This window comes from Acaryochloris thomasi RCC1774, from assembly GCF_003231495.1.
GTDB lineage: Bacteria > Cyanobacteriota > Cyanobacteriia > Thermosynechococcales > Thermosynechococcaceae > RCC1774.
Genome location: NZ_PQWO01000003.1, coordinates 279,325 through 303,434 on the forward strand (window position 1 = coordinate 279,325; position 24,110 = coordinate 303,434).

20 protein-coding genes and 1 riboswitch are annotated in these 24,110 nt (G+C 51.8%); of the genes, 10 read left to right on the forward strand and 10 right to left on the reverse strand.

What is annotated here, in order from left to right:
* The first annotated feature begins 7 nt into the window (after positions 1–7).
* The 3 genes from C1752_RS06870 to C1752_RS06880 all read left to right on the forward strand — a co-directional run bounded on the left by C1752_RS06870 (position 8) and on the right by C1752_RS06880 (position 4,690).
* Positions 8–283 (forward strand): circadian clock KaiB family protein, encoded by a 276-nt coding sequence (locus C1752_RS06870; protein WP_110985309.1) that lies wholly within the window; start codon positions 8–10, stop codon positions 281–283.
* A 36-nt stretch (positions 284–319) separates the two neighbouring features.
* Positions 320–1,867, forward strand: a complete 1,548-nt coding sequence (gene kaiC / locus C1752_RS06875) for a circadian clock protein KaiC (RefSeq protein ID WP_110985310.1) — start codon at positions 320–322, stop codon at positions 1,865–1,867.
* Positions 1,868–2,581: 714 nt separating this feature from the next.
* Positions 2,582–4,690 carry an EAL domain-containing protein gene (locus C1752_RS06880; protein ID WP_110985311.1) on the forward strand — a complete coding sequence of 703 codons (2,109 nt, stop codon included), beginning with the start codon at positions 2,582–2,584 and terminating at the stop codon, positions 4,688–4,690.
* Between the two features lie 110 nt (positions 4,691–4,800).
* Here C1752_RS06880 and C1752_RS06885 read toward each other — a convergent pair whose 3' ends face one another.
* Positions 4,801–5,967 carry a pyridoxal-phosphate-dependent aminotransferase family protein gene (locus C1752_RS06885; protein ID WP_110985312.1) on the reverse strand — a complete coding sequence of 389 codons (1,167 nt, stop codon included), beginning with the start codon at positions 5,965–5,967 and terminating at the stop codon, positions 4,801–4,803.
* Positions 5,968–6,092: 125 nt separating this feature from the next.
* On the opposite strand from C1752_RS06885, the gene C1752_RS06890 reads away from it, so the two are divergent.
* Genes C1752_RS06890 through C1752_RS06900 form a run of 3 tightly spaced genes read left to right on the forward strand, consistent with a single transcriptional unit; the run spans position 6,093 to position 7,327 of the window.
* A complete protein-coding gene (locus tag C1752_RS06890; protein WP_110985313.1) occupies positions 6,093–6,323 on the forward strand; it encodes a DNA-directed RNA polymerase subunit omega in 231 nt (76 codons plus the stop codon).
* A gap of 2 nt (positions 6,324–6,325) precedes the next feature.
* Positions 6,326–6,952, forward strand: a complete 627-nt coding sequence (locus C1752_RS06895) for a hypothetical protein (RefSeq protein ID WP_110985314.1) — start codon at positions 6,326–6,328, stop codon at positions 6,950–6,952.
* The gene (locus tag C1752_RS06900) at positions 6,953–7,327 is read left to right on the forward strand and encodes a DUF1818 family protein (RefSeq protein ID WP_110985315.1); all 375 of its coding nucleotides are present in this window, start codon (positions 6,953–6,955) and stop codon (positions 7,325–7,327) included.
* Positions 7,328–7,346: 19 nt separating this feature from the next.
* Here the strand turns inward: C1752_RS06900 and prmA are convergent, their stop codons facing one another.
* From prmA to C1752_RS06930, 6 genes are all read right to left on the reverse strand, one after another.
* Positions 7,347–8,201 carry a 50S ribosomal protein L11 methyltransferase gene (prmA, locus tag C1752_RS06905; protein ID WP_110985316.1) on the reverse strand — a complete coding sequence of 285 codons (855 nt, stop codon included), beginning with the start codon at positions 8,199–8,201 and terminating at the stop codon, positions 7,347–7,349.
* Positions 8,198–9,781, reverse strand: coding sequence for a phosphoglycerate dehydrogenase (gene serA, locus C1752_RS06910; RefSeq protein ID WP_110985317.1), 1,584 nt, complete (start codon positions 9,779–9,781; stop codon positions 8,198–8,200). Before serA ends, prmA begins: the two co-directional genes overlap by 4 nt.
* A gap of 145 nt (positions 9,782–9,926) precedes the next feature.
* Positions 9,927–10,625 (reverse strand): DevA family ABC transporter ATP-binding protein, encoded by a 699-nt coding sequence (locus C1752_RS06915; RefSeq protein ID WP_110985318.1) that lies wholly within the window; start codon positions 10,623–10,625, stop codon positions 9,927–9,929.
* Between the two features lie 7 nt (positions 10,626–10,632).
* The gene (gene devC, locus C1752_RS06920; RefSeq protein ID WP_110985465.1) at positions 10,633–11,787 is read right to left on the reverse strand and encodes an ABC transporter permease DevC; all 1,155 of its coding nucleotides are present in this window, start codon (positions 11,785–11,787) and stop codon (positions 10,633–10,635) included.
* Between the two features lie 11 nt (positions 11,788–11,798).
* A complete protein-coding gene (locus tag C1752_RS06925) occupies positions 11,799–12,992 on the reverse strand; it encodes an efflux RND transporter periplasmic adaptor subunit (RefSeq protein WP_110985319.1) in 1,194 nt (397 codons plus the stop codon).
* Positions 12,993–13,068: 76 nt separating this feature from the next.
* On the reverse strand, positions 13,069–14,508 hold the full coding sequence (locus C1752_RS06930; RefSeq protein ID WP_110985320.1) for an aromatic ring-hydroxylating dioxygenase subunit alpha: 1,440 nt from the start codon (positions 14,506–14,508) through the stop codon (positions 13,069–13,071).
* 314 nt (positions 14,509–14,822) lie between these two features.
* On the opposite strand from C1752_RS06930, the gene acnA reads away from it, so the two are divergent.
* Together acnA and C1752_RS06940 are read left to right on the forward strand one after the other, a co-directional pair.
* Entirely contained in the window at positions 14,823–17,501 is a 2,679-nt protein-coding gene (gene acnA, locus C1752_RS06935; RefSeq protein ID WP_110985321.1) for an aconitate hydratase AcnA, read from the forward strand.
* A gap of 94 nt (positions 17,502–17,595) precedes the next feature.
* Entirely contained in the window at positions 17,596–19,545 is a 1,950-nt protein-coding gene (locus C1752_RS06940) for an AMP-dependent synthetase/ligase (RefSeq protein ID WP_110985322.1), read from the forward strand.
* Here C1752_RS06940 and C1752_RS06945 read toward each other — a convergent pair.
* The 3 genes from C1752_RS06945 to C1752_RS06955 form a co-directional block, all read right to left on the reverse strand.
* Complete coding sequence (locus tag C1752_RS06945) at positions 19,522–20,250, reverse strand: DUF6816 family protein (protein ID WP_110985466.1); 729 nt, start codon at positions 20,248–20,250, stop codon at positions 19,522–19,524. The genes C1752_RS06940 and C1752_RS06945 overlap by 24 nt on opposite strands.
* A 102-nt stretch (positions 20,251–20,352) precedes the next feature.
* The gene (thiC, locus tag C1752_RS06950; protein WP_110985323.1) at positions 20,353–21,729 is read right to left on the reverse strand and encodes a phosphomethylpyrimidine synthase; all 1,377 of its coding nucleotides are present in this window, start codon (positions 21,727–21,729) and stop codon (positions 20,353–20,355) included.
* 7 nt (positions 21,730–21,736) lie between these two features.
* Positions 21,737–21,833: riboswitch (TPP riboswitch) on the reverse strand.
* A gap of 334 nt (positions 21,834–22,167) precedes the next feature.
* Complete coding sequence (locus tag C1752_RS06955) at positions 22,168–22,497, reverse strand: STAS domain-containing protein (protein WP_110985324.1); 330 nt, start codon at positions 22,495–22,497, stop codon at positions 22,168–22,170.
* 156 nt (positions 22,498–22,653) lie between these two features.
* Between C1752_RS06955 and C1752_RS06960 the strand changes: the two genes are divergently transcribed.
* Both C1752_RS06960 and mltA read left to right on the forward strand, forming a co-directional pair.
* Positions 22,654–22,905, forward strand: coding sequence for a hypothetical protein (locus tag C1752_RS06960; RefSeq protein WP_110985325.1), 252 nt, complete (start codon positions 22,654–22,656; stop codon positions 22,903–22,905).
* A 36-nt stretch (positions 22,906–22,941) separates the two neighbouring features.
* A complete protein-coding gene (mltA, locus tag C1752_RS06965; RefSeq protein ID WP_110985326.1) occupies positions 22,942–24,099 on the forward strand; it encodes a murein transglycosylase A in 1,158 nt (385 codons plus the stop codon).
* Positions 24,100–24,110: the final 11 nt, after the last annotated feature.

Sequence of the window (24,110 nt, forward strand, 5' to 3'; positions counted from 1 at the left end):
GTCTTCCATGAGCAAGATTCTGCTAACGCTTTATATTACTGGACGGACCCCAAAGGGAGAAAGGGCGATTGCAAACCTTTCACAAATATGTGACTCACAATTTCCAGACCAGTATCAAATCAAAATTATCGACGTGCTTGAGCAACCTTACCTAGCAGAGCAAGAAAAGATATTGGTAACGCCTACTTTGATCAAGCAGCTCCCTCCACCTCTAAGACGCCTCATTGGCGATCTATCTGATCAAGAGCAAGTATTGGTCGGTTTGAACGTGCACCCCCAATAATCTAGCAACAGAAGTTCCTACAATTATTTGGCGTTTATGAGTTCCAATCAAAAGTTTGCAGACATCCAGGCTGATGAATGTGTAGAAAAACTACACACGGCTATCCCTGGTTTAGACCTTATTGCAGAGGGCGGCCTGCCTCAAGGACGAGTGACATTACTCTCTGGGACCGCAGGCAGCGGAAAAACAGTGTTAGCGGCCCAGTTTCTGGCTGCAGGCATCGTGCACTGCGACCAGCCAGGGGTGTTTATCACGTTCGAAGAACCGCCCAAGGCGATCCGCAAAAATATGCGTGGATTTGGCTGGACGATTGCGCAATGGGAATCAGAGCAGAAATGGGCGTTTGTGGATGTGTCCCCTCAGCCTCATCAACCACCAACGGTGACGGGCGAGTATGACATGGGGCCGCTGCTGGCCCGTATTGAGTATGCCATTCGTAGTATCAAGGCGAAACGAGTGGTGCTTGACTCCCTCGGCTCAATTTTTAATCGAATTCCCGATCAAGCTTTAGTGCGCGAGGAACTCTTTCGATTGGCGCTTGCGTTAGGTGAGCTAGGAGTTACAACTATCGTCACTGCTGAGCGTGCCGCTGAACATGGTGAAGTGGCTCGTTTTGGCGTCGAAGAATTTGTGACGGATGACGTGATTATTCTTCGCAATGCCCTCGAAGCCGAAAAAAGACGCCGAACGGTAGAGATTCTAAAGTTTCGAGGCACCTCTCACCAAAAAGGTGAGTATCCGTTCACAATTTTGCCAGATGAAGGACTGATCGTAATTCCACTATCTGCGATGGAGCTGACCCAAACGTCTACTGATGAGAGGATTACGTCAGGGATATTGGAGTTAGATGACCTGTGCAACGGTGGCTTTTTCCAAGATTCGGTGATTTTGGTGTCAGGACCAACAGGCACCGGTAAAACACTCCTGGTGACTCAGTTTTTGGATGGCGGCTTCAAAAATGACGAGCGCTGCCTGTTATTTGCCTTTGAAGAAAGTCGCGATCAGCTTAATCGTAATGCAACCGGCTGGGGCGTCGATTTTGATGCAATGGAAGAAGCCGGTCTGCTGAAAATAGTTTGCCGCTACCCTGAATCGACTGGATTAGAAGATCACCTGATCCGGATGAAAGAAGTCATGGAGGCTTATAAACCCAATCGTGTCGCCGTTGATAGTCTTTCTGCACTGGAACGGGTTTCGACGGAAAAAGGCTTTAGAGAGTTCGTGATTAGCCTGACTTCGTTTATCAAGGCCCAGAAGACCGCTGGTTTATTCACTGCGACCACCGCCAATTTGTTAGGAGGCACCTCGGTAACAGAGGCACATATTTCTACCATTACGGACTCCATTATTTTGTTGCGGTATGTGGAGATGTTCGGTGAGATGCGTCGCGGGATGACGGTGCTGAAAATGCGAGGTTCCATGCATGTGAAGGATATTCGGGAGTTTCGGATTGATGGAAGCGGCGCCCATATCGGTAAGCCGCTTCGCAACATCAATGGCATCCTTTCTGGCAACTTTTCCTATATGAATCAGGGTGAATTAGATAGAATGAGTCAGCTCTTTAGTGAACCTTCTGCTCATTGATTGATAAGGGCTGCATCTGTACAAGATGGTCGTAATGCTGGAACTACTTTCTAACCCTCTATGATTTCTGCGCTCCTAGAAGAACGGTGGAGCTTTGTGTGCTAAATCTCCTACTCTTTTGCGCACTATACTGTCGGGCTAATGGGTATAGTTGCTTCTGCGAATAGATGCTGTAGCACGTTTAACCAAGTTACAATTTTCCTATAGCTTTGCGGCGGTGCATCTTTTCAGCTCCAAATAGAGTCACGATTACGATCTCTCGCCGAGATGTATTTTCACACCCACATCAATGGAATGCGAAGCAGCGTTACCTCTTAGCTTGAATCTGCGATGGCAGATTCTTTTTCGACTCCAGGTAATTTCAACTATCGAGACTAAGGCCCGATGACTCTCTTGAGCTAATGAGAGAAGCTTTGAAAGCTTGTGCTAATTTAACCTGTCTCACCTTATCAATTTATTCCTTTATTCTTTATCCAACAAGTTTCTTATACGTGTTCTCATACTTTTCAAGCATGTTCTTATACATTTTCTTTGACCTCGTAACGGCAAATAAGTGCTATGTATTTGTTGGGTAGATTTTCTTCCTAAATAAAATATATTCTTGTTGGAGAAATGATCGTTTTATCGTTGAGGCGGGCTAAATAAAGCATGGATGTTAGATCGTAGAATTTAATTTCCTAATTTGCCGATACCTACAGCGTCTGACATTGAGTTATGCCTACAGGTTCTATTAAGCTTCTAGTAATTGATGACGACCCCGTCGATATTAAGCTCCTGTCGACGTACTTGTCTGGCCACCCACAGCTTCGGTTTGAACTTCAAGCGGCTCATAGTCTGTCAGAGGGCTTGAGCTGCTTAAAGCAGGATGATGTCGATGTTGTTTTATTAGACTTGTTCTTGCAAGATGGCGGGGAGGGGCTTCCCACTTTTCGAAGACTCTATGACCACTGTCGAGATATACCAATTGTTATCTTGACTGGGCTGCAAGATGAGTCGTTAGCGGTCTGTGCACTCCGAGAAGGTGCTCAAGACTATCTCACAAAAGGAAACTTCGACTGCAATTTATTAGGGCGAACGATTCGGTACGCAATTGAACGACATCATTTGCATACGCAGATTGAATCCCAAAATCAAGCATTACGACGGAGCGATCACGAGCTGCGCAACCTAATTGAGCGGAATATAGACGGCATCCTGATCTTGGATGAGAACGGCACTATTCAATTTGCTAACGCGGCCGCGGCCAAGCTTCTAGGACAGCCTGCCTCTGAGATGGTTCAAGAGTGCTTTGGGGTTCCCTTGGTCCCCAATCATATGGTTGAGGTGGAAATCCCAGGATCCCCTGAAAAATCCAAAAATGCTGAACTACGTGTGGTGGAGCTGACCTGGGAGGGGAAGAAAGCCTATCTTGCTTCTTTACGAGACGTGACTCAGCAAAAGGAATCAGAGGTAACTCTACAGCAATTAGCCTACAGTGATTCGCTGACGCATCTTGCCAATCGGGCATTGTTTATGGAGCGTCTGCGTCAAACCTTAGCCCGTGCTCATCGTCATTGTGATCGTCCGTTTATGGTGATGTTTATCGACCTTGATCACTTCAAGCAGGTAAACGATACGCTAGGTCACTCTGCGGGCGATCAGTTGCTGGTTCATGTGAGTCATCAACTGCAACACTGTATTCGGCCAGAGGATACGCTGGCTCGATTGGGTGGTGATGAATTTGCCATCATTCTGGAAGATATCACTGAGGTTGGGGACGCCATTCGCATCGCAGAGCGCATCTTAGGGCAATTATCTCAGCCTTATACTTTGCAAGGACATGATTGTCTCATCAGTGGCAGTATTGGCATTGTCTCTAGCCAAAATCAGCTCACGAAAACAGCCTATCCTGATATCGAAAGCTTGCTTCGAGACGCTGATATTGCGATGTACCGAGCCAAGCAGGAAGGGAAAGCTCGATACGCTGTCTTTGATCACCGTGCGCAGGCCAAGGCAATGCTGGAGTTTGAGCTTGAGGCAGAGCTGCGACGTGCGGTTGCTCAACAGGAACTCTGTTTGTTCTATCAGCCCATTGTGCGTTTAAAGACCGGAAAGATCTGTGGTTTTGAAGCGTTAGTGCGTTGGAAGCATCCTCGGCGAGGTCTTCTGGTACCTGGAGAGTTCATGCCCGTCGCGGAACGAACCGATTTAATTGCTGAGATCGATACTTGGGTGCTGCAATCAGCCTGTCAGCAGTTTCAGTGGTGGAATACGCAAGGGCTCAGTCAACAACTAGGAACGGTGAGCGTTAATGTATCGGGTCGCCGCTTGGCTCAAAAATCTTTTATCGAGCAAACGCAGCAGGCTCTGCACCGTAGTGGTCTATCGCCGCACCATCTACAGCTAGAAATTACTGAAGATATCATTCTGACCAATACGCAAACGGTGGTGAGCAGCTTAGAGCATCTGCGAGCTTTGGGATGCAAATTGAGCATTGATGACTTTGGTACTGGGTATTCTTCGCTCAGTAGACTGCATTCATTTCCGCTCGATACGCTGAAGGTGGATCGTTCCTTTTTGCTACAGGCCGCTCGCCAACAGAACCACTGGTCGATTGTGCAGGCGATTATTAACTTGTCCACCGATTTGGGCTTGAGTGTCGTTGCTGAGGGGATTGAAACCAATGAACAGTGTGATCGACTACGGCAACTTTCCTGTAGCAAGGGACAAGGATACCTCTTCTCGAGACCCGTCACTCAAGAGAAAGCAACCCAGTTATTGAGGGCCAATCAGTCATACCTTGAACCGGTCGTTTGCCCGACGACGGCTCTGCAATATGCATGACTGTGCGTGAATGCTGAGCTGGGTTCAAGTTGCCTTGAAAGCACCATCGTTTTTTGAACCGATGGTGCTTTTCTACCTCTAGGTCAAGGTTGCGAGATAGAGCAGAATTCCTAGGAAGCGCTGTAACCTTCCTTGGCCAAAACTTCTTTTAGGGCCGTGAGCAACAGCGTCACATTCTCAGGGCGACTGTTGAAGCCCATGAGGCCGACGCGCCAGGCTTTACCTGCGAGTTCACCTAGGCCGTTGCCGATCTCAATATTGTAATTTGCTAGAAGCTGACGGGTGACGGCTTTGCCATCAATACCTTCTGGAATGCACACCGTTGTCAGCGACGGCAGACGATATTGAGCCTCAACGTGACATTTGATACCCATCTCTGCTAGCCCTTCCCAGAATAGCTCTGCTGTGTGGCGGTGTCTGGCCCATCGGGCCTCTAATCCTTCATCTGCGACTAGCCGGAGGGCCTCCCGAAGCGCATAGTTCATGTTGATGGGAGCGGTGTGATGGTAGGTGCGCTCTGTTCCCCAATACTGGGCCACCAGGGCCATGTCGAGATACCAGTTCGGCACTGGTGTTTTTCGTTGAGATAGCTTGTTCACGGCACGGGGGCCGAGGGTGAACGGGGCAATGCCGGGAGGACAGCTTAGGCACTTTTGACTGCCGCTATAGGCCATATCAACGCCCCATTCGTCTAGTAAGAGGGGAACACCGCCTAGGCTCGTGACCGTATCTGCGAGCAGTAGACAATCGTACTCACGGCAGAGGTCACCCACGTCTTCGAGAGGCTGACAGGCTCCGGTGGAGGTTTCGGCGTGGACTAGGGCCAAGATGGCGGGACGGTGTTCTTCCAGTCCTGCTCTAAGCTCATCAAGATTGAAGACTTCTCCCCAGGGTTTTGTGAGCTTGCGAACGTCGGCTCCGTAGCGACCGGCCATATCAACTAAGCGATGACCGAAGTATCCGTTGATGCCGACCAGGACCACATCCCCTGCTTCGATTGTGTTGGCAAGCGTGCCCTCCATGGCGGCGCTGCCGGTGGCGCTCACGGGAATGGTCAAGGGGTTATCGGTTTGCCACGCATATTTAAGGAGACTTTGGATTTCATTCATCAGCTCGATGAATTGAGGGTCAAGATGGCCGATCTGGCGCATGCCCAAAGCCTGGAGAACGCGAGGATGGGCGTTGGATGGTCCTGGGCCCAGAAGAAGGCGCGGGGGAACGTCGAGCTGCTGGGTTTGAATGCGGTGGTTTTCGTTGATGAGTAAGGATGCGTTCATGCTGGTTGTGCTGCTGTGGAGCGGTGAGTTAGGACTGATGCAAACAGCTCCATCACACAAAATTTGGTGTGTTGTTGGTAGACTATTAATGCATAACTCTCTTTAATGTCTCACGAAGCACCCTAATGCAAAAGCGCAACAGTATTGATACGACCCACATCATGCGTCGGGCCGAAGAGCTAATCGGAGGCGCATCAAATCGGTACAAAATTACGGTTCAGGTTGCAACCCGTGCGAAGAAGCGGCGACGACGAGAGCATCTAGAAGATTTTGAAGATTCGGGTCTTAAAACTGTGATGCAGACCATTGTAGAGATGGCAGATGAACTGACGCAGCCTGAGATTATCGGCGAATAGCAATGAAAAAATGGTGGTTTATTGGGGTTGCGATCGCAACGACTCTCACTATTATTCTAGGGACCGGCCATCGATCATTACTTTCCATCGACTCTGCCGCTGCTCAACGAATTGATCCTAGAGAAGTCGCAGCTCAGGTATATCAACAGCAGCCTGAGCTGCCGCTGGAAAATCAATATATCCGTAAGCGCAGCCGTAAAGCTGTCGAAAGCAGCACATTGGTGAGCCGACTGATCGAATACCACACCCTCACCAAGGGACGATCACCGCAGTTCCGCCTAGACTGGAAGTTTACGTTTGCTGATTACCTGGGCCTCAACGAATACCTCGTTGAGAAAAAGTATCCCGGCCATGCCTATCTTAAATCTAGTCCGATGGAGCAGGACCAAGCCATCATTCAGTCCTTCAATCGCCAGCAGCGCGCGGATCTCATTCAGGCGCTCGTGGATCTCCATACAGCAGGGACCGTGACTGCCCCCGCCGAATCGCCTCCAGCTCCTGCCACATCAGAAAACGCTGCGCCGCAACCTCGCCCACAGCCGTCTCAAGATGCAGATCTGTTGCGGGTCACGCCTCCTGCCACTTCTCCTCAACCCACAGGCGCATCTCGCCTCCTGCTGCCGCAGTAAGTGCCTCAACAACTGCAGCAGGGAGAGGGCTGGCGGCTGGGCTGGAATCCTGACGCAAACGACTTTCGCGCCTTAGTCGGGGCTAATGATTGGGCTGTCGAATTGACGGGGCCTGAGTTTGATGACTTCAGCCGGTTATTATCGGAGCTACTGGAAACCCTCGCGCAGATGCAGTCAGAACTGATGGACTCAGAGGCCATTGCCTGCGAAGCCACAAGCGATCTGCTCTGGATACAGGTTCACGGCTATCCCCCGAAGTTTCAGCTCAGCTTTATGCTGCACCACGGGCGTCGCGCTGAAGGCAGTTGGGATGAGGCCGCAACGGCTGCTTTTGTCACCGCTCTGCAAACCATTCAGCATTTATCAGATTCATAGAATGCTGCACTGCTAAAGACTAGCGAATCTGAAGGCAGCACCAGTCCTCTTGCTGTGTCATCTCCATAACCTGCCAGCCGTGTTCAGATAGAGCATCGGTAATCATTGCGGCTTGACTCACCAAAAGGCCGCTCAAGAGTCCCCAGGCACCGGGCCGCACAATAGACCTAAACTGAGGCATGAGCTGCACAATCACCTCTGCCAAAATATTGCAGACAAAGCCATCGACAAGCTGATCTGTCGCAATCACCTGCTCAATACTGCCGAGATCAAACTGAATGCGATCGGCAGCTATGCCATTAAGGTTACGACTTTCCCGTGCGGCATCGACGGCCAGCGGATCGGTATCGACACCATACACTCGCTGCACGCCCAGCAGAGCCGCCGCGATCGATAAGATGCCTGAGCCACACCCAAGATCGGCCAGGGTTTCTGCCGACTGTGACTCCAATGCCCTTAAGCAGAGCTGCGTCGTGGCATGAGCGCCAGTTCCAAAAGCCACGCCTGGGTTGAGCGTTACCACCAGTCGATCTGTGTCTGGCAGCGGTAACCACGCGGGATGGATCAGCAAACGATCACCGATCTCTTCTGGGTGCCAGTGGGCTTTCCAGCTTTTGGCCCAGTCCTCCTCCGGGACAATCTGCCAGGTTACGGTCAAGTCGCCACACCCCATCTCTGCCACATCCTGACGCAGCATAGCGGCAATCTGTTCTAGATCAGGAGCCTGACTCTCGGGTAGGTAGCCCCGCACCATAAAGGACTGATCCGTTTGTTGGCTGGCAGTGCCTAAGCAGCCTTGCTCTTGCAACCGCCAGCAAATTGGGTCGTCTAGAAGCGGATCAGCCGTGACCGAGATTTCCCACCATTGCGTCACTGGAGCGTCACGATGTAAGAATCACGAATGCCCTCAGTTTTATTGATTTCTGCAACGACACCCTCTGGAGGCAGATCATCTAAGCTGAGGACCATGACCGCATCACCGCGCACCATCTTGCGGCCCACCTGCATACTGGCAATATTGACGTTGAAGCCCCCCAGTTGGGAACCGATCTGGCCGATAATCCCCGGCATATCTCGGTGCAGGGTAATCAGCATATGGTTGGCCGGGGCGACGTTAACCGGGAAGTCATCAATATCTGTAATCCGAATCTCGTTGTCGCCCAGCAATGCCCCCGTGACCGATCGCGTTTCCAGCGGTCCCTTGGCCTCAAGGTGAATGGAGCCAGCATAGTCTCGGGCCGCCGCATCACGGGTTTCAATCACTCGAATGCCGCGCTCTTTTGCTTCAATGCCAGCGTTGACGTAGTTGACGCGCTCCTGCAGGGCCGGAGACAGAAGCCCCTTCAGTGCCGCAATCACAATCGGATCGCTTTCGTTGTTTGCCAACTCGCCCTGCAGGCGGATATCGAGGGACTCGATGCGACCTCCAGCCAGTTGCCCCACTAGGTTACCGAGAGTCTCAGCCAGCAGCATATAAGGCTGTAGCTTCTCTAGAACCTCGGGCCGCAGTCCAGGAATATTGACGGCGGAGCGGGCCGGTAGCCCCAACAGCACGTCTCGAATTTGCTCGGCTACGTCTACTGCCACATTAGTTTGCGCTTCTTCGGTGGAAGCACCCAAGTGGGGAGTCAGAATTAGATCGCCTTCTACCGCAGAGAGAGGAGATTCGCCGAGGGGTTCGTTCTCAAATACATCTAAGGCTGCTCCTGCGATTTGCCCCTCATCTATAGCCTTTGCCAAAGCGGCTTCATCAATAATGCCGCCTCGGGCACAGTTGACGATCCGGGCGGTGGACTTCATCTTTGCCAGGGTCTCAGCGTTAATGAGGTGGTAAGTCTCTGGCGTTTTAGGGATGTGAAGAGTGATGTAATCGGCTTCGCTAAACAGAAAATCCAGCTCCACCAGTTTGCAGCCTAGCTGCTCCGCTCGCTCTTGGGATAAAAACGGATCGTAGGCGAGCAACTGCATGCCCATGGCCCGTGCGACCTTCGCCACATGGGAGCCAATTTTACCGAGGCCCACAATGCCGAGCGTTTTTTTGTAAACTTCAACACCCGTGAACTTTTTGCGTTCCCACTTGCCTGCTTTGAGGGAGACGTTGGCCTTGGGGACGTGGCGAGAGAGGGCCAGCATCATGGTAAGTGCGTGTTCAGCCGCAGCAATGGTGTTGCCTTCAGGGGAGTTGACCACCACAATTCCCTTGCGGGTGGCGGAGGGAATATCAACGTTATCGACGCCAACCCCGGCCCGACCAATAATTTTGAGGAGCTTACCGGCTTCAATAACTTCGGGGGTGACTTTAGTTCCCGAACGGATCATCAGAGCATCGTAGTTGGGAATGACCTGAATCAGTTGTTCGGGGGTGAGGTCAGTTTGAACATCGACTTGGGCCACTTGACCCAGCAGTTCAATACCGACGGGGTCAATGGGATCGGAAACGAGAACCTTAGGCATGATTTAAGTCTGTAGTGTGTGTTCAGTAAGGCTGAGCTGGCAAGGAGGCAGCAACCTCTTTCACGCCGCTGGCGATTTAGATTTATCTGTAAGCCGCTATTGTACAGAATTGAGCTGTCCGCGTGAAGGTTCCCCAAATCACTCTTCAGACAATTGCCTTTTCAACGGAACGTAGGCGACCGTCTTCCATGTGGATCAGGCGATCGGCCACGTCTAAAATTCGGTTGTCATGGGTGACGATGATGATGGTGCAGCCCTGCTGCTTGGCTAGCTTTTGCATCAGTTCCACGACATCTCGGCCTGTGTGTTTATCTAAGGCTGCGGTGGGTTCATCGGCGAGGACGATCTTGGGTTGGCTGACGAGGGCACGGGCTATGGCAACCCGTTGCTTCTGTCCCCCCGATAGCTCCTGCGGGAAATAATCTCTCCAGTCCTTTAGCCCCACAGCTTCCAGCATTTCGGAGCTTTGCTGCACTGCTTGCGTTCCTGAAATCTCGGGATGCAAATCTAAAGACATCTGGACGTTCTGACGCGCCGTTAACGAATGCAGCAGATTGTGGGACTGAAAAATATAGCCAATGTTGCGGCGCACCTTGACTAACTTATTTGTTCCGGTGCGCTGTAGCTCTTGTCCTAGAACTTTGAGGCTGCCTTCTTGAGTGGAGCGCAGTGCTCCCATCAGCGTCAGCAGCGTGGTTTTTCCCGATCCTGAGGGGCCAGTCATGATCACCACTTCGCCCGCATGAATTTCAGCACAGATCTCAAACAGAATCTGCTTGCGGAGTCGTCCTTTGCCGAAAGAATGGTTGACGTTATCAATGGCGATCACGGGTTCAGAGATCATGGGTGAGCTAGAAGATATCCGCAGGGTCAGCAGCCTGGACTTTTCGCATTGCGATCGCACCTGACAACAAACACATTACTAAGGTTAGAGTAAAGACCAGTAAAGCGCGACTGGTCACCATTGTGAGTGGTAGAGCTGTGGCACTGCGCGTCAGGCCATAGAGCAGCCAAGACAGGCCAAACCCCGGCAGGTAGCCTAGTACGGACAGAATTAACGCTTCCTGTATCACCACAGAAAACAGGAATGTGCTTTTGTATCCCATTGCTTTGAGAGTTGCATATTCTGGCAGGTGGTTCGAAACATCAGTGTATAAAATCTGGTACACAATCACGATGCCCACAATAAAGCCCATCATCGTCCCGAGGGTAAAAATAAAGCCAATGGCGGTGCTGCTGCGCCAATAAGCCTGCTCAAATTCAGTAAAACCCTCCTTAGAAAGAACAATGACATCATCGGGAAGGGTTGTTTGTAGCCGCTGAATCACGCTCTCAATATCCGCTTCTGGCTGCGTCCGAATAAGGCCCACATCAATGAGCCCTGGAGGACGCTGATCAAAAATCCGCAGAAAATTGAGATCGCTGGTGATCAAATTACCGTCGGCAGCAAAGGAGGCTCCCAGCGTAAATAATCCCCCCACCCGAACTTCACGACTAGAGACCTCGGTTGTGACCCGCTTCCCCTGCCTAAACTCAGCGGCGATCGGCCCAAACTCTTCCCGTGAGGCCTGATCAAATAGAACGACGTCTGGGACTTTGACCTTATTCTGCAGGGCTTCTACCTCTGGCAGGTCTAACACAGATACATCTGGATCAAACGCAAGGGCCAAAATTTGCCGGGTCTCACGGGTCTCAGGATTTTTCCAAAAGCCAAAGTCTAAGTAAATAGGGATCACAGACTCAACCCCGGCGATCCCCTGAGCTTGGTAAAGGCGACTACGGGCAAAGCTCTTCATGGCAATCAATGCCGTTGATTGGGGATTAATCAACACGATGTCGGTTTTCAAGCGCCGATGTAGCGTTACAGATGATTCAAAGAGCGCGTCTTGAAAGCCAAGCTGCAGCATCATCAGAATGACAGCAAAGGCGATGCCTGCTAAAGCAATGACGAGTCGAGCTTTTTCTCGGACGAGCTGCAGCCAAGCTAGCGGAATCGCAAAGATCATTAAGAGCATGTTTAGCCCTGAGGGCGAATAACAACGTCAACCTGCAGGTTCGTCAGTTGTGCCACAGGTGAGCCGTTGGCAAGGCCAATTTTGACCTCAATGACCCGAGAATCAGTATTGGCAGCCGGATCCGTATCGAGGACGTCATTTTTACCAATTCGTAGCCCGACCTGCTTGACGACCCCATACAGCTCACCATCAAAGGCAGGACTGGTCACCATTGCAGATTGACCGACCTTGACGTGCCGAATATCTGTTTCGTAGACCTCTGCCACCACAACCATGCGGCTGGTGTTGCCCATTTCTACAATGGTAGGATCCCCGTCAGAACCACCCTGACTCCCGCCGAGAGGAACGGCTTCACCTTCTCGCAGCAGCACTTTAAGAATTTGTCCGTTTTGCGGAGCGGCAATGATGGTACGCGCAAGGCGGGCGTTGGCAACCTCTAGCTCCCGAATTCTAGAGGCAACCTGTGTTTGCACTTGGGATTTGATGGTACCGGCCCGTGCCATGTCCACTTGGGTGGTGGCGTTGGCGAAATCAGTCTGGAGCTGCTGTCTGAGTTGAGCAAAGGTGGCGGCGGCGTTGTTTAGCTCTTCTTGTCTGCTCCGGAGGGCCAAGGCGCGATCGTCGAGTTCTTTGGCAGAAATTGCCCCTCGCTCCTGCAGGTACTGAAAACGTTGATAATCTTTTTGGGCCAGCGTTAGTTCAGCTTTTAAGCGCTCTACGGTGGCAGCTTGGGCACGCATCTGCTCGGCCTTAGGCTGGCTCACCTGGGCCTGTCGCGTTTGGGCCTCCTGTACCTGTACCTGTCCTAACTGCTGTTCGCTGGCGAGCAGCGCTTTGGCTTCCTGTAGCTGGCTTTTGGCGAGATCCCGTTCAGCCAGTTGCTCAGGGTAGCTCTCTAGGTAAGCAATGGCCTGTCCCTGCTTCACCTCTTGGCCGTCTTGCACCAGCATCCGCAGAATACGTTCGCCTGCGGGAGCGCCGATTTTGATGATTTCACCTTCGGGTTCTACGCGCCCCAGAGCCGTCACAAGTCGGCCACCGGTCTCAGAAGCTTGCTGACCTTCTGCTGAGGCCTCTTCGCCTGGCTGGAGCTGAGCAACTCGGGCGATGCCTACGGCAGCCGTTGTTAAGGCCACAAGAATGGCTCCGCCCACAATCCATTTGCCCGGAGGCTTCAATAACGGTTTATCACCCACAGTTTGACCTATTTATCTAACTCAATTGTAGAGGCAATTTGTCTGGGCTGTTTTTAGGGTGAGATTTGCTGGTTCTTTAGTCGTTGTGGGCGTGTTCAAATTCGTAGACGTAAAACAAACGGCTGAATTTCTGCAGCAAATATCCCCCCCCAGCCAAGAGAATGGAGGATGCGATCGCGACCCAAAAACCAACAGACGGCATCACCCATAGCTGACTTGTCGCACGAATCGCCCGAGCATCCACCAAAATCCCAACGCCAAAGCAGATGATCGCCGCAACGTAAGCCACCACCGTCACCCGCTGAATATTTTTCAACGCTTGGCGACAGACCTGGCAGTCTTTTGTATGGGTTGACCAAACATCGAACAAAACCTGCTTATCGCGCTCAGCAGGTGGTAGCTCTGGGTCACAGGCCCAGGGAATGCCGCCTCCAGCTTTGTACTGCAGCCACTTGCGAAAGGCGATAATCGCCTTGTCTTGGGGATTTGGTGTATAAACCTGATCGAGCCATTCTTCTGACCGACGCGCAATGATCTTTTCTTGATAGTGCAAGAACACCAAGTCTTGATGCATAAACAGCGATGTGAGGGCATGGCCTAACCACTGTGGCATGGGTAGCCCGTAGAATCCCAAGCCCGACGGCAACTGGCCCGCTTCATTTTTGACTAACACCTGACACCCAACTTGGCGACACCAGCCCGGACGAGTGGGGCTTGCATAGAGAGCCAAAATAAACTTGCCGCCATCTTTATACTGCGAGCCAATGTGGACTAAACAAGGGGGCTGAAAGTCTTGGACCGTCTGCGCAATCACGTCAGGGGTCGGGCCAACCTTGAAGGACAGTCCTTCTTGGGCAGAGACTTCTTTGACGCGAGACATCTCCACGTAGCGCGCATCTTCTCGTTTGCCCATAATGCCGTGGTGGGACACGGTGACGTGGGCAGGGTCGATGACGTTCTCAATGAAAGAGTCCCAGCCGTAGGGCAAGTCCCGAACGTACCAGAACAGCTTTTTAACTCGGCCTGAATCATCTTCAAGCTCTGGAATAATGCGAGGCTCACGCATCTGGCTTTCTAGGTATGCTTCTGCGCCTGATTCAGCCCAGATCCACAGCAGCCCCTGACGCTCTTGTGTTGGATATGCGATCGCACATGCCTTCGGGTTTGCCTTGTGCTTCTCTTCCGTCGCTGCATCCTTTGATTGAGGGATGCTAACGCAGTTTCCGGCTCCATCAAATCGCCAAGCATGGTAAGCACAGAGTAAAGTGCCGTCGTCCTCCACTCGACCTTCTGAGAGAGGTACCAAACGGTGAGGGCAGGCATCTTCAAAGCAGTGCCATTGCTTATCCCCATCGCGCCACAACACCAAGTCTTTTCCTAAAAGCTGCACTGCATGAGGTTTCTTTGGGTCCAGTAGCTCAGTCACAGCCAATGGGTACCACTGCTTTGTCCATTGAAAGACCTCTTGCTCATTTTCAGAGGACACTTCAACGGAGCGCGCTTCGGCCAGACTCATCTCAAAACCTCGGTGGACTAGGCTTACATTTCTTTACAAATTCTAAATGATTTTGAGAGCTCAGTTATGAGAGGACAAATTACGTCCAGTCTTTGGCCTCTCAAATCGCTTAGCCAAATTAATAATTCAGTATTTTTAAATACTCTAGCGGTGCCAATCTTCGTGGCAGAGTAACTGAACCTAGCTTTCTCAATCTTTCACCGCTTATTTTTCGAAATCGCAGTATTGCTTACTTAAAACCTCGAAGACTCTAATGCTGGACTAGACTTCAGCGCACGCGCTAGGGTGTATATACCTCAATTGGAGAACCGTTCTTGAGTAGCTTCAACGCCAAACAAACCCTCACCGTTGCTGACAAGACCTACGAAATCTATAGCTTGCCGGCCGCCGCGCAAACCTTGGGGGATGTCAGCCGCCTTCCCTATAGCCTCAAGGTACTGCTAGAGAATCTGCTGCGTTACGAAGACAATCGCACCGTCACGGCAGACGATGTGCGCTCCATTGCTGATTGGCTGAAAACTCAAACCTCCAAGCGAGAAATTGCCTACCGCCCTGCCCGCGTACTGATGCAGGATTTTACAGGTGTTCCAGCCGTAGTGGATCTCGCCGCCATGCGCGATGCCATGGTTTCATTGGGCGGTAACCCCGAGGCCATTAACCCCCTTTCTGCTGTCGATCTGGTGATTGACCACTCTGTAATGGTGGATGCTTCTGGTAGTGCCGATGCTTTTGCCAAAAACGTTGAGCGCGAATTTGAGCGTAACTACGAGCGCTATGCCTTTTTACGCTGGGGTCAGCAAGCCTTTGATAACTTCCGGGTGGTGCCGCCGGGGACTGGCATTTGTCATCAGGTCAACCTAGAGAATCTATCTCAAGTGGTTTGGATTAAGGACGTAGATGGCGAAACCGTTGCCTACCCTGACACGTTAGTGGGCACCGATAGCCACACTACGATGGTGAATGGCCTGTCTGTTTTGGGCTGGGGCGTAGGTGGTATTGAGGCTGAAGCCGCCATGCTAGGCCAACCCATCTCGATGCTGATTCCGGAAGTGGTGGGTGTGAAGTTGACTGGGCAGCTTCCTGAAGGAGCTACGGCGACAGATCTAGTGCTGACCGTGACGGAGATGTTGCGATCGCAAGGTGTCGTTGGAAAGTTCGTCGAATTTTATGGCGCCGGTCTTGATCATCTAACATTGGCCGACCGGGCCACCATCAGCAACATGGCTCCCGAGTACGGAGCCACCTGTGGATTCTTTCCTATCGATGCTGAAACAATTAACTATCTGAAGTTCACAGGCCGAGAACCTGATCGGGTTGCTTTAGTAGAAGCCTATGCCAAAGCTCAAGGCATGTGGCGAAATACCGACAGTCCTGATCCTATCTTCACAACGAATTTGCAGCTTGATCTAACCACTGTGGAACCGTCAATGGCTGGTCCCAAACGCCCACAAGATAGGGTGCTGCTTTCCAACGCAGCTGAGCAATTTAAAACAAAGGACTTCCCTGGATTTAGCAATCTAGAGTTCTCTCAAAGTCGTTCAGTTCCGGTAGAAGGGGCCGACTATGAGCTCAGAGATGGTGCAGTCGTCATTGCTGCAATTACAAGCTGCACCAATACCTCCAACCCTTCCGTGATGTTGGGGGCAGGATTGGTAGCTCGCAAAGCTCGAGAGAAAGGCTTAACCGTTAAGCCGTGGGTCAAGACTTCGCTGGCTCCAGGCAGTCAAGTTGTAACCGACTATCTTGTGAATGCTGGTCTGCAGGCAGAGCTAGACGCCCTAGGCTTCAACCTAGTGGGTTATGGCTGCACCACCTGTATTGGTAACTCTGGCCCTCTACCTACTCCCATCATCAAGGCCATTGAAGAGCAGGAGCTAGTTACCTGCGCGGTCCTCTCTGGAAACCGCAACTTTGAAGGTCGAGTCAGTCCCCACACTCGCGGCAATTATCTGGCGTCTCCACCGTTGGTCGTCGCCTATGCGCTGGCCGGGAACTTCTCCATCGACCTTCGCACAGAGCCATTGGGCAACGATACGGAAGGCAATCCGGTGTATCTCAAAGACATCTGGCCGACGAGTCAAGAGATTCGAGATACGCTGCAGGTTGCCCTCACACCTGAGATGTTCCGCAGTCGCTATAGCAATGTGTTTACGGGCGACCAAGAATGGCAAAAAATCAAAGCAGAAGACAGCCAGACCTATAGCTGGAATACCTCTAGCACCTATGTCCAAAACCCACCCTTCTTTGAGGGGATGGGGGCCAAAAGTCAGAGCAGCTCCGCCGATATTAAGGACGCTAGACCACTAGCCCTGCTGGGTGACAGCATCACTACAGATCACATCTCTCCTGCCGGAGCCATTAAGCAAGATAGTCCCGCAGGCAGTTACCTTGTCGATAACCAGGTGAGCGCCACCGACTTTAACTCCTTTGGTTCACGACGCGGCAACCATGAAGTGATGATGCGCGGGACCTTTGCCAATATTCGGCTCAAAAATGAGATGGCACCGGGTACCTCGGGCGGTATTACAAAATACATGCCTGCTGGTGAACAGATGTCGATATACGATGCAGCAATGAAGTATCAGGCGGAAGACACGCCGCTAATTGTGATTGCGGGTAAAGAATACGGCACGGGTTCATCTCGGGATTGGGCAGCAAAGGGCGTTCGGCTACTGGGCGTTAAGGCCGTAGTGGCCGAGAGCTATGAACGTATTCACCGCTCTAACTTGGTGGGCATGGGCGTTCTACCTCTACTGTTCCCAGACGGCGTTAGCCGGAAGACCCTGAAGCTAGATGGTACTGAAACATTTGACCTTACGGGCCTCAGCAACGGCATCCAGCCTGGAATGATAGTGACCTTAGTGATTCATCGTGCCGATGGTTCTACGGAAGAGACTGACCTCCTGTGCCGGATTGATACCTTAGATGAGGTGGAGTACTACAATAACGGCGGTATCCTGCACCATGTCTTGCGGCAGTTGGTTGCGGCCTAGTGCTGTAAATATCTACTGAAGAGCTGCTCCTTACACAGCGCTCACGTTTTGAGAGAGAATTGTGAGAGTGCTTGGGTTGTAGAGAGGAACAAATATGTCTAATAGCGAGGTCCTGTCCCCCGGCGTAGCTGACTACACCGCCATTACGTCCATTGCTGATGTTTGGCCCATCGCGGCTCGTCATTTCGGGGAAACGGTGGCCCTTAGAGATCCGCACCGGCAACCCGAAGTTAGTCTCACCTTTGCAGAGCTTAATCAGCAGCTTCATGGCTTTGCAGCAGGTTTGCAGGCTCTCGGGGTAGAACCCGGTGATCGCATCTCCATCGTGGCTGACAATAGTCCTCGCTGGCTGATTGCCGATCAGGGTAGTCTCATGGCAGGGGCCGTCAACGTGGTCCGCAGTTCCCAAGCTGATGCACAGGAATTGGCCTATATCCTTGAACATAGCGGCTCAACGGCTCTGCTAGTTGAAGATCTTAAGACCCTGCGCAAGCTGAAACCTTTCCTGGGTTCCCTTCCTCTCAAGTTTGTGGGCCTCATGTCTGATGAAGAGCCAGAACCTTCAGAGTCTGTGAAGATGCTGAGCTTTAATCAAATTTTTACATCGGGTGCTGCTAGCGGCCTGAAAGACGTATCTGGCAGCCCAGACCGCTTAGCTATTCTGATGTACACCTCTGGGACCACAGGCCAACCCAAAGGGGTTATGCTCAGTCACGGGAATTACCTCTTTCAACTCACTCACCTTCGCAGCGTGCTTCAACCAGAACCAGGCGATCGCGTTCTCAGCATCTTGCCCAGTTGGCACGTTTTTGGTCGCATCGTCGATTATTTCTTTTTATCCCAGGGCTGCACTCAGATCTACACTTCAATCCGCCATGTCAAGAAGGATCTGCAGGTTTATAAGCCTCAGTTCATGGGCAGCGTTCCTCGACTGTGGGAATCTATCTATGAAGGCATCCAAAAGCAGTTTCGCCAACAGTCTAAAATCCAACAGCTACTGATTAATCAATGTTTCAGTGCTAGTCAACGATACATTTTGGCCCAGCGTACGCTACAGGGGCTAGATCTCATAAATTTGAAGCCCTCTGGTGGTCAGCGGCTGCAGGCCCGTATTCAGACGCTATTGGCTTTACCGCTCCATGCCCTAGGGAAGAAGCTGGTCTACGGCAAAGTGAATGCAGCCCTGGGTGGGAATTTCAAGTACTCCCTTAGCGGCGGCGGCTCTTTAGCCATGCATATAGAAAACTTCTTCGAGATCGTGGGCATTGATTTGCTGGTAGGCTATGGCCTCACAGAGACAGCGCCCGTACTAACCGCTCGACGGCCTAGGCATAATCTGCGCCGATCCTCGGGGCGACCGATCCCTAAAACGGAGCTAAAGATTGTAGATCTAAAAACGCGGCAGGCTTTGCCCTTAGGAGAAACTGGCTTGGTTCTAGCACGGGGACCGCAGGTTATGCAGGGCTACTATCATAATCCTGAGGCTACAGCTAAGGCCATTGATCCAGAAGGATGGTTTGATACCGGCGACCTTGGCTGGATGACGGACCAGCAGGATTTAATCATCACCGGGCGCTCGAAAGATACGATTGTGCTCTCCAATGGCGAGAACATTGAGCCACAGCCTCTAGAAGACGCCTGCGCTCGTAGTACCTATATCGATCAACTTGTGGTGGTGGGGCAAGACCAGCGATTGTTGGGGGCGCTCATTGTGCCCAATCTAGAGGTGCTACAGCAGTGGGCAATCAGCCAAAATGCAACGCTGAAGTTACCTCCTGTTCTGCAGGATTTAGTGGCATCAGCCCCCGCGGGCGCTCAAGCTTGGGATCTAGACAGCCAACCGGTGCAGGAGCTGTTTCGCCAAGAGCTGCTGCGAGAAGTCAAAAATCGTCCAGGCTATCGAGCCGATGACCGGATTGGGGTGTTCAAGTTCATTCTGGAGCCGTTCACGATTGAGAATGGCTTACTCACGCAAACCCTCAAAATCAAGCGGCCTGTTGTTGCAGAACAATACCGCACATTAATCAACGAGATGTTCATTTAGCGTCAAGATCAGATGATAGCGGTAGAGCGCAACCGGTCGATTCCCCGCCTTAAAATACTGCGGATCTTGGGGAGATAGATAAATCGCCGTCACTTGGTCTGCTTCAATCTGAGGCTTCTCGATGCTGGTAAGACGGTAGTCAGTCGTGTTTTCCACCTGATTGACGTAAATTTGGCTGGCGCTGCTAAATATTTGCTGAAATAGCTCGCTTGTGATGAATTCAGCTGTGCTAGATTCTGTGGCGCGATCGCTAATCACCGAAGTTAACTTGCGATCTCCCCTTAAGCGTGTCACCTGCCGTGTCGGATCCTTCGGATCAACCGTCACGTTTTGCACACTGCCGTCTCCTAGATAGGCCGTGATTAAACTACGGCTGTTGTAAGCCTGATCGGCCACAATTGCCGCATCGCTGGTGTCCTCAGAACCAAAGCGCACATCAAACACCACGGGCTGCTCAAGGTATCGCTCTTGATCTGCAAACCCCGGCGTCACAATTTCAGGCGATAAAGGAGCCTCCAGCGCCGTTAGGGTGCTGGTCACCTGCCACTCACCTTGAAACCAGTCAGGATACTGCAAATTCCCCTGAGCAGGCTTAAGGGGCGGCCGAGATTTCCAGCTGGGAAACTGATCGAGCCGATCTGCTAGAGGACCGGCTAAAACACCGCCCTTGATGTCAGCCCATTTATACACCGACGTTTTATACATCGATGTATAGGGTAATGAAAACCAACAAAACACAAATAGCAACATCAAGGCTATTGAGCGTCCAATACCCTTGATGCGTTGCAGAAGAACGGTCATAAAACGCTAGCTAGCAGATCCCACCGCATCCTTCGCTAGATACTTCTCTAGTTCAGTGAGGGCATCGGCATCTACTTTTGTCTGCATTGGGCAGAACTTCGGACCACACATAGAGCAAAACTCCGCCGTTTTGTAGATGTCTGCTGGCAGCGTTTCGTCATGATATTCCTTGGCCCGCTCAGGATCGAGGGATAACTCAAACTGACGATTCCAGTCAAAGTTGTACCGCGCCTCCGAAAGCTGATCGTCACGGTCTCTCGCACCCGGACGGTGGCGGGCAATATCAGCCGCATGGGCCGCAATCTTGTAGGCAATCAGGCCCGCGCGAACGTCTTCAGCATTGGGCAGGCCCAAGTGTTCCTTCGGCGTGACATAGCAGAGCATCGCCGTACCGTACCAGCCCGCCATCGCTGCACCGATCGCAGAGGTGATGTGGTCATAGCCCGGTGCAATATCGGTGACCAGCGGCCCTAGAACGTAGAAAGGAGCTTCGGAACACTCCTCCATTTGCTTACGGACGTTGAATTCGATCTGATCCATCGGGACGTGTCCTGGACCTTCCACCATTACCTGAACGTCGTGTTCCCAGGCGCGGCGAGTCAGCTGGCCGAGGGTTTTCAGCTCTGCCAACTGTGCTTCGTCAGAGGCGTCGTGTGTGCAGCCCGGTCGGAGGGAATCACCCAGACTAAAGGAGACATCGTACTTCTTGAAGATTTCAATGATGTCGTCGAAGTGGGTATAGAGCGGATTCTGCTTGTGGTGATGCAGCATCCAGCGAGCGAGGATGCCGCCCCCCCGAGAAACGATGCCGGTAATGCGATTTCGCACCAGCGGCAGATGCTCAATCAAGATCCCGGCATGGATGGTCATATAATCGACCCCCTGCTGGGCATGCTTTTCGATAATTGCTAAAAAGTCATCTGCAGTGAGATTCTCAATATTGCCGTGGACGCTTTCTAGTGCCTGATAGATGGGCACCGTACCAATGGGCACAGGAGAAGCACCGATCACAGCTGTGCGGATCACGTCTAGATTACCGCCACCCGTGGACAGGTCCATCACAGTATCGGCCCCGTACTTGACCGCCAGATGGAGCTTCTCTAACTCTTCATTGATATCGGAGGAATTAGGGGAGGCACCAATGTTGGCATTCACCTTACAGCTTGAGGCAATGCCGATCGCCATCGGCTCTAGATTGGTGTGATTGATGTTGGCGGGGATAATCATGCGACCCCGAGCGACCTCTTCAAGGATTAAATCTGCGGGTAGCTTCTCCCGCTGGGCGACGTAATTCATCTCTTCAGTGACGATACCCTGACGGGCATAGTGCATCTGCGAGACATTGCCCTGGCCCTGTCGCTTGGCGACCCATTCACTGCGCATATTTAGTTCCTCTAATTGACAGCTTCCCTCCGCCGGTGCTAACCGGTCTCAGGTTCTCAGGGTGTGATCTCAGCCTGATGCTTCAGGCACCCCTAGCTAGTGAAAATCGTAGCATTTACCTAAGAGGAGACGCGCTGAGATTGAGTAAAGTTTTGCGAGGTTTCGTAAACGCCAACGAATTTATGGGTCAACGATTCCCAGCTCTAAGCGACAGGTTGTTTGTAGTCCTTGCCCAACGACTGTCGTTAGCTATGCTCGCTGGCGTGAATCCCTTGCCAGGAGAATCTTGGCACAGTGCCACATTTACCAGTAGTTAATTGTTGTGATTGGCTGCTGCGGATCGACCTTCAGAGGAAGATCTGTGCCAACGGCCATTGAGAATATCTAAGGCTCGTCGCTTTGCCTAGAGTACTGTGTTGTCTCCGAAGCATTCAAACTTCAGCTAAATCGCTCAGCGACGGCTCTGTCTACGGATTCACGATCAGGATGAATATCAAAGACCTGATCGACGCCAATCATATCCATGATCATGCGTGCACTGGAGTTCATTGCGCAAAGATAGAGGTGGCAACCATCCTTCTCAGCTCGTTTGAGAATACGGACGAGAATGCCAACGCCCATGCTGTCAACAAAGGTGACATGGGTAAAGTCAATCAAAATTGCTTTTGCGCCCTGATTAATGGCAGCCGTTGTCTCTTGCAGTAGCGGAGGATTCGCTTCTTGCCCCCCTAGCCATCCCGTCGGGTTAAAGATTTTTAGCGCTGACATCTAGAATTTTTGGTAGATGAAGGAACCTTTTCTAGGATATACTACTCACTCACAATAGCCTTTAACCTAGGGTGAGGATAGTCTAACGCATAGCGATGGTCATCTTGCCTGTATTTTTGTCCATAATGAGGTCGATGTCCGCGCAGAGATTCCGCCATGTCTAGAACCGCCAATGAATTTGCAGCCCATCTCTTTCTAGAGGGTGGTCATCGAGAGGAAGTTCGCTTTGCCACGATTCAGGAGTTCCAGCATTGGTACAGCAATGAGCTAGTGCCCAAGTCAGACTCCCGTGATTTTATTAATATTCCCCTCAAAACGATTCAGGGTGAGTATATGGTCATTCGCCCTTCTAGCATTTCGGCTATTCGGGTGGAACCTGTATTCTCTTCTAGCGTCGACCGTTTCTAACGGTATGATGTTTCAGGTTTTTGAGTTTTCCTGTTTATGTTGAAAATTACAGCGCCTTTTGTTCTGGGATGTGCGATCGCACTTTCTGCTTCCACATCAACGGGTGCCCCCCTGCAAACGACACAAATTGATCAGCTGCCGCAGGGTGTGGCCCTCGATCCACAACTTTGGGTGAGTTCAACGGGCAAGGCAGGGGATAAAGCTGCCCTGCTCAGGGCGCTAGACGACAGCCTCAAATATCTGCGAACTTCAAAATCAGAGCAAGATTATCAGGACTATGCCGTACCGGGAATCACTCGAGATCGCGTTCGTGAGAGCGTCCAGCGGTTTCGTCAGCTCGTCGTGCAGTCGCCCTCTCCTGAAGCGCTTGCAGAAGCTGTCAAGCGTGAATTCTCCTTCTATAAGTCTGTCGGCAACGACGAACAGGGCACCGTGCTGTTTACGGGCTACTACGAAGCCACCTTTACCGCCAGTCGAAAACCCACTGCTGAATTTAAATATCCGCTCTACAAAGCCCCTGCAGCCCTTGCGCAGTGGCCCACCCCCAATCCCACCCGTGAGCAACTTGAAGGTACTGACGGCCTCCAGGGGTCTCAGGGGCAGCTCAAGGGGCTAGAGCTGGTTTGGCTGCGCGACCGCCTTGAGGCCTTCCTCGTCCAGGTTCAGGGGTCAGCTCGACTGGGTCTCACCGACGGCGGCACCATGACCGTTGGATTTGCGGGAAAAACCCAGCATCCCTACACCAGCATTGGCAAAGAGATGATTGGCGACGGTATTTTTACACCGGAGGAGGTGAGCTTGCCTGCCCTCATCGACCATTTTCAAAAACAGCCCGCCGATCTGGATCGCTATTTGCCTCGCAACAAAAGCTTTGTGTTCTTTCAAGAGACCCATGGCTCTCCCGCAATGGGCAGTCTAAGCGTTCCCGTCACTGCAGAGCGTTCCATTGCCACCGATAAATCCATCATGCCGCCGGGTGCGCTGGCGCTGATCCAGACCCAGCTACCCTATTTCAATAGTGCGGACCAGCTTGAATTTCAAGACGTGAGTCGCTATGTGCTCGATCACGATACCGGCAGCGCTATTAAAGGCCCCGGTCGTGTGGACATTTTTATGGGTACTGGCTCTAAAGCAGCTGATCGGGCTGGCGTGATCAAATCCTCTGGTGCGCTCTACTACTTGTTGCTGCGTTAGAAGCAGGAGCG

Bases quoted from the DNA above. Each gene is read 5' to 3' on its own strand.
- C1752_RS06940 (WP_110985322.1), top strand. From the start codon at position 17,596: ATGTCTAATAGCGAGGTCCTGTCCCCCGGCGTAGCTGACTACACCGCC.
- C1752_RS06870 (WP_110985309.1), top strand. From the start codon at position 8: ATGAGCAAGATTCTGCTAACGCTTTATATTACTGGACGGACCCCAAAG.
- C1752_RS06880 (WP_110985311.1), top strand. From the start codon at position 2,582: ATGCCTACAGGTTCTATTAAGCTTCTAGTAATTGATGACGACCCCGTC.
- thiC (WP_110985323.1), bottom strand. From the start codon at position 21,729: ATGCGCAGTGAATGGGTCGCCAAGCGACAGGGCCAGGGCAATGTCTCG.
- C1752_RS06945 (WP_110985466.1), bottom strand. From the start codon at position 20,250: ATGTATAAAACGTCGGTGTATAAATGGGCTGACATCAAGGGCGGTGTT.
- devC (WP_110985465.1), bottom strand. From the start codon at position 11,787: ATGATCTTTGCGATTCCGCTAGCTTGGCTGCAGCTCGTCCGAGAAAAA.
- C1752_RS06890 (WP_110985313.1), top strand. From the start codon at position 6,093: ATGCAAAAGCGCAACAGTATTGATACGACCCACATCATGCGTCGGGCC.
- C1752_RS06885 (WP_110985312.1), bottom strand. From the start codon at position 5,967: ATGAACGCATCCTTACTCATCAACGAAAACCACCGCATTCAAACCCAG.
- C1752_RS06895 (WP_110985314.1), top strand. From the start codon at position 6,326: ATGAAAAAATGGTGGTTTATTGGGGTTGCGATCGCAACGACTCTCACT.
- C1752_RS06930 (WP_110985320.1), bottom strand. From the start codon at position 14,508: ATGAGTCTGGCCGAAGCGCGCTCCGTTGAAGTGTCCTCTGAAAATGAG.
- C1752_RS06955 (WP_110985324.1), bottom strand. From the start codon at position 22,497: ATGTCAGCGCTAAAAATCTTTAACCCGACGGGATGGCTAGGGGGGCAA.
- C1752_RS06960 (WP_110985325.1), top strand. From the start codon at position 22,654: ATGTCTAGAACCGCCAATGAATTTGCAGCCCATCTCTTTCTAGAGGGT.
- kaiC (WP_110985310.1), top strand. From the start codon at position 320: ATGAGTTCCAATCAAAAGTTTGCAGACATCCAGGCTGATGAATGTGTA.
- serA (WP_110985317.1), bottom strand. From the start codon at position 9,781: ATGCCTAAGGTTCTCGTTTCCGATCCCATTGACCCCGTCGGTATTGAA.
- C1752_RS06915 (WP_110985318.1), bottom strand. From the start codon at position 10,625: ATGATCTCTGAACCCGTGATCGCCATTGATAACGTCAACCATTCTTTC.
- mltA (WP_110985326.1), top strand. From the start codon at position 22,942: ATGTTGAAAATTACAGCGCCTTTTGTTCTGGGATGTGCGATCGCACTT.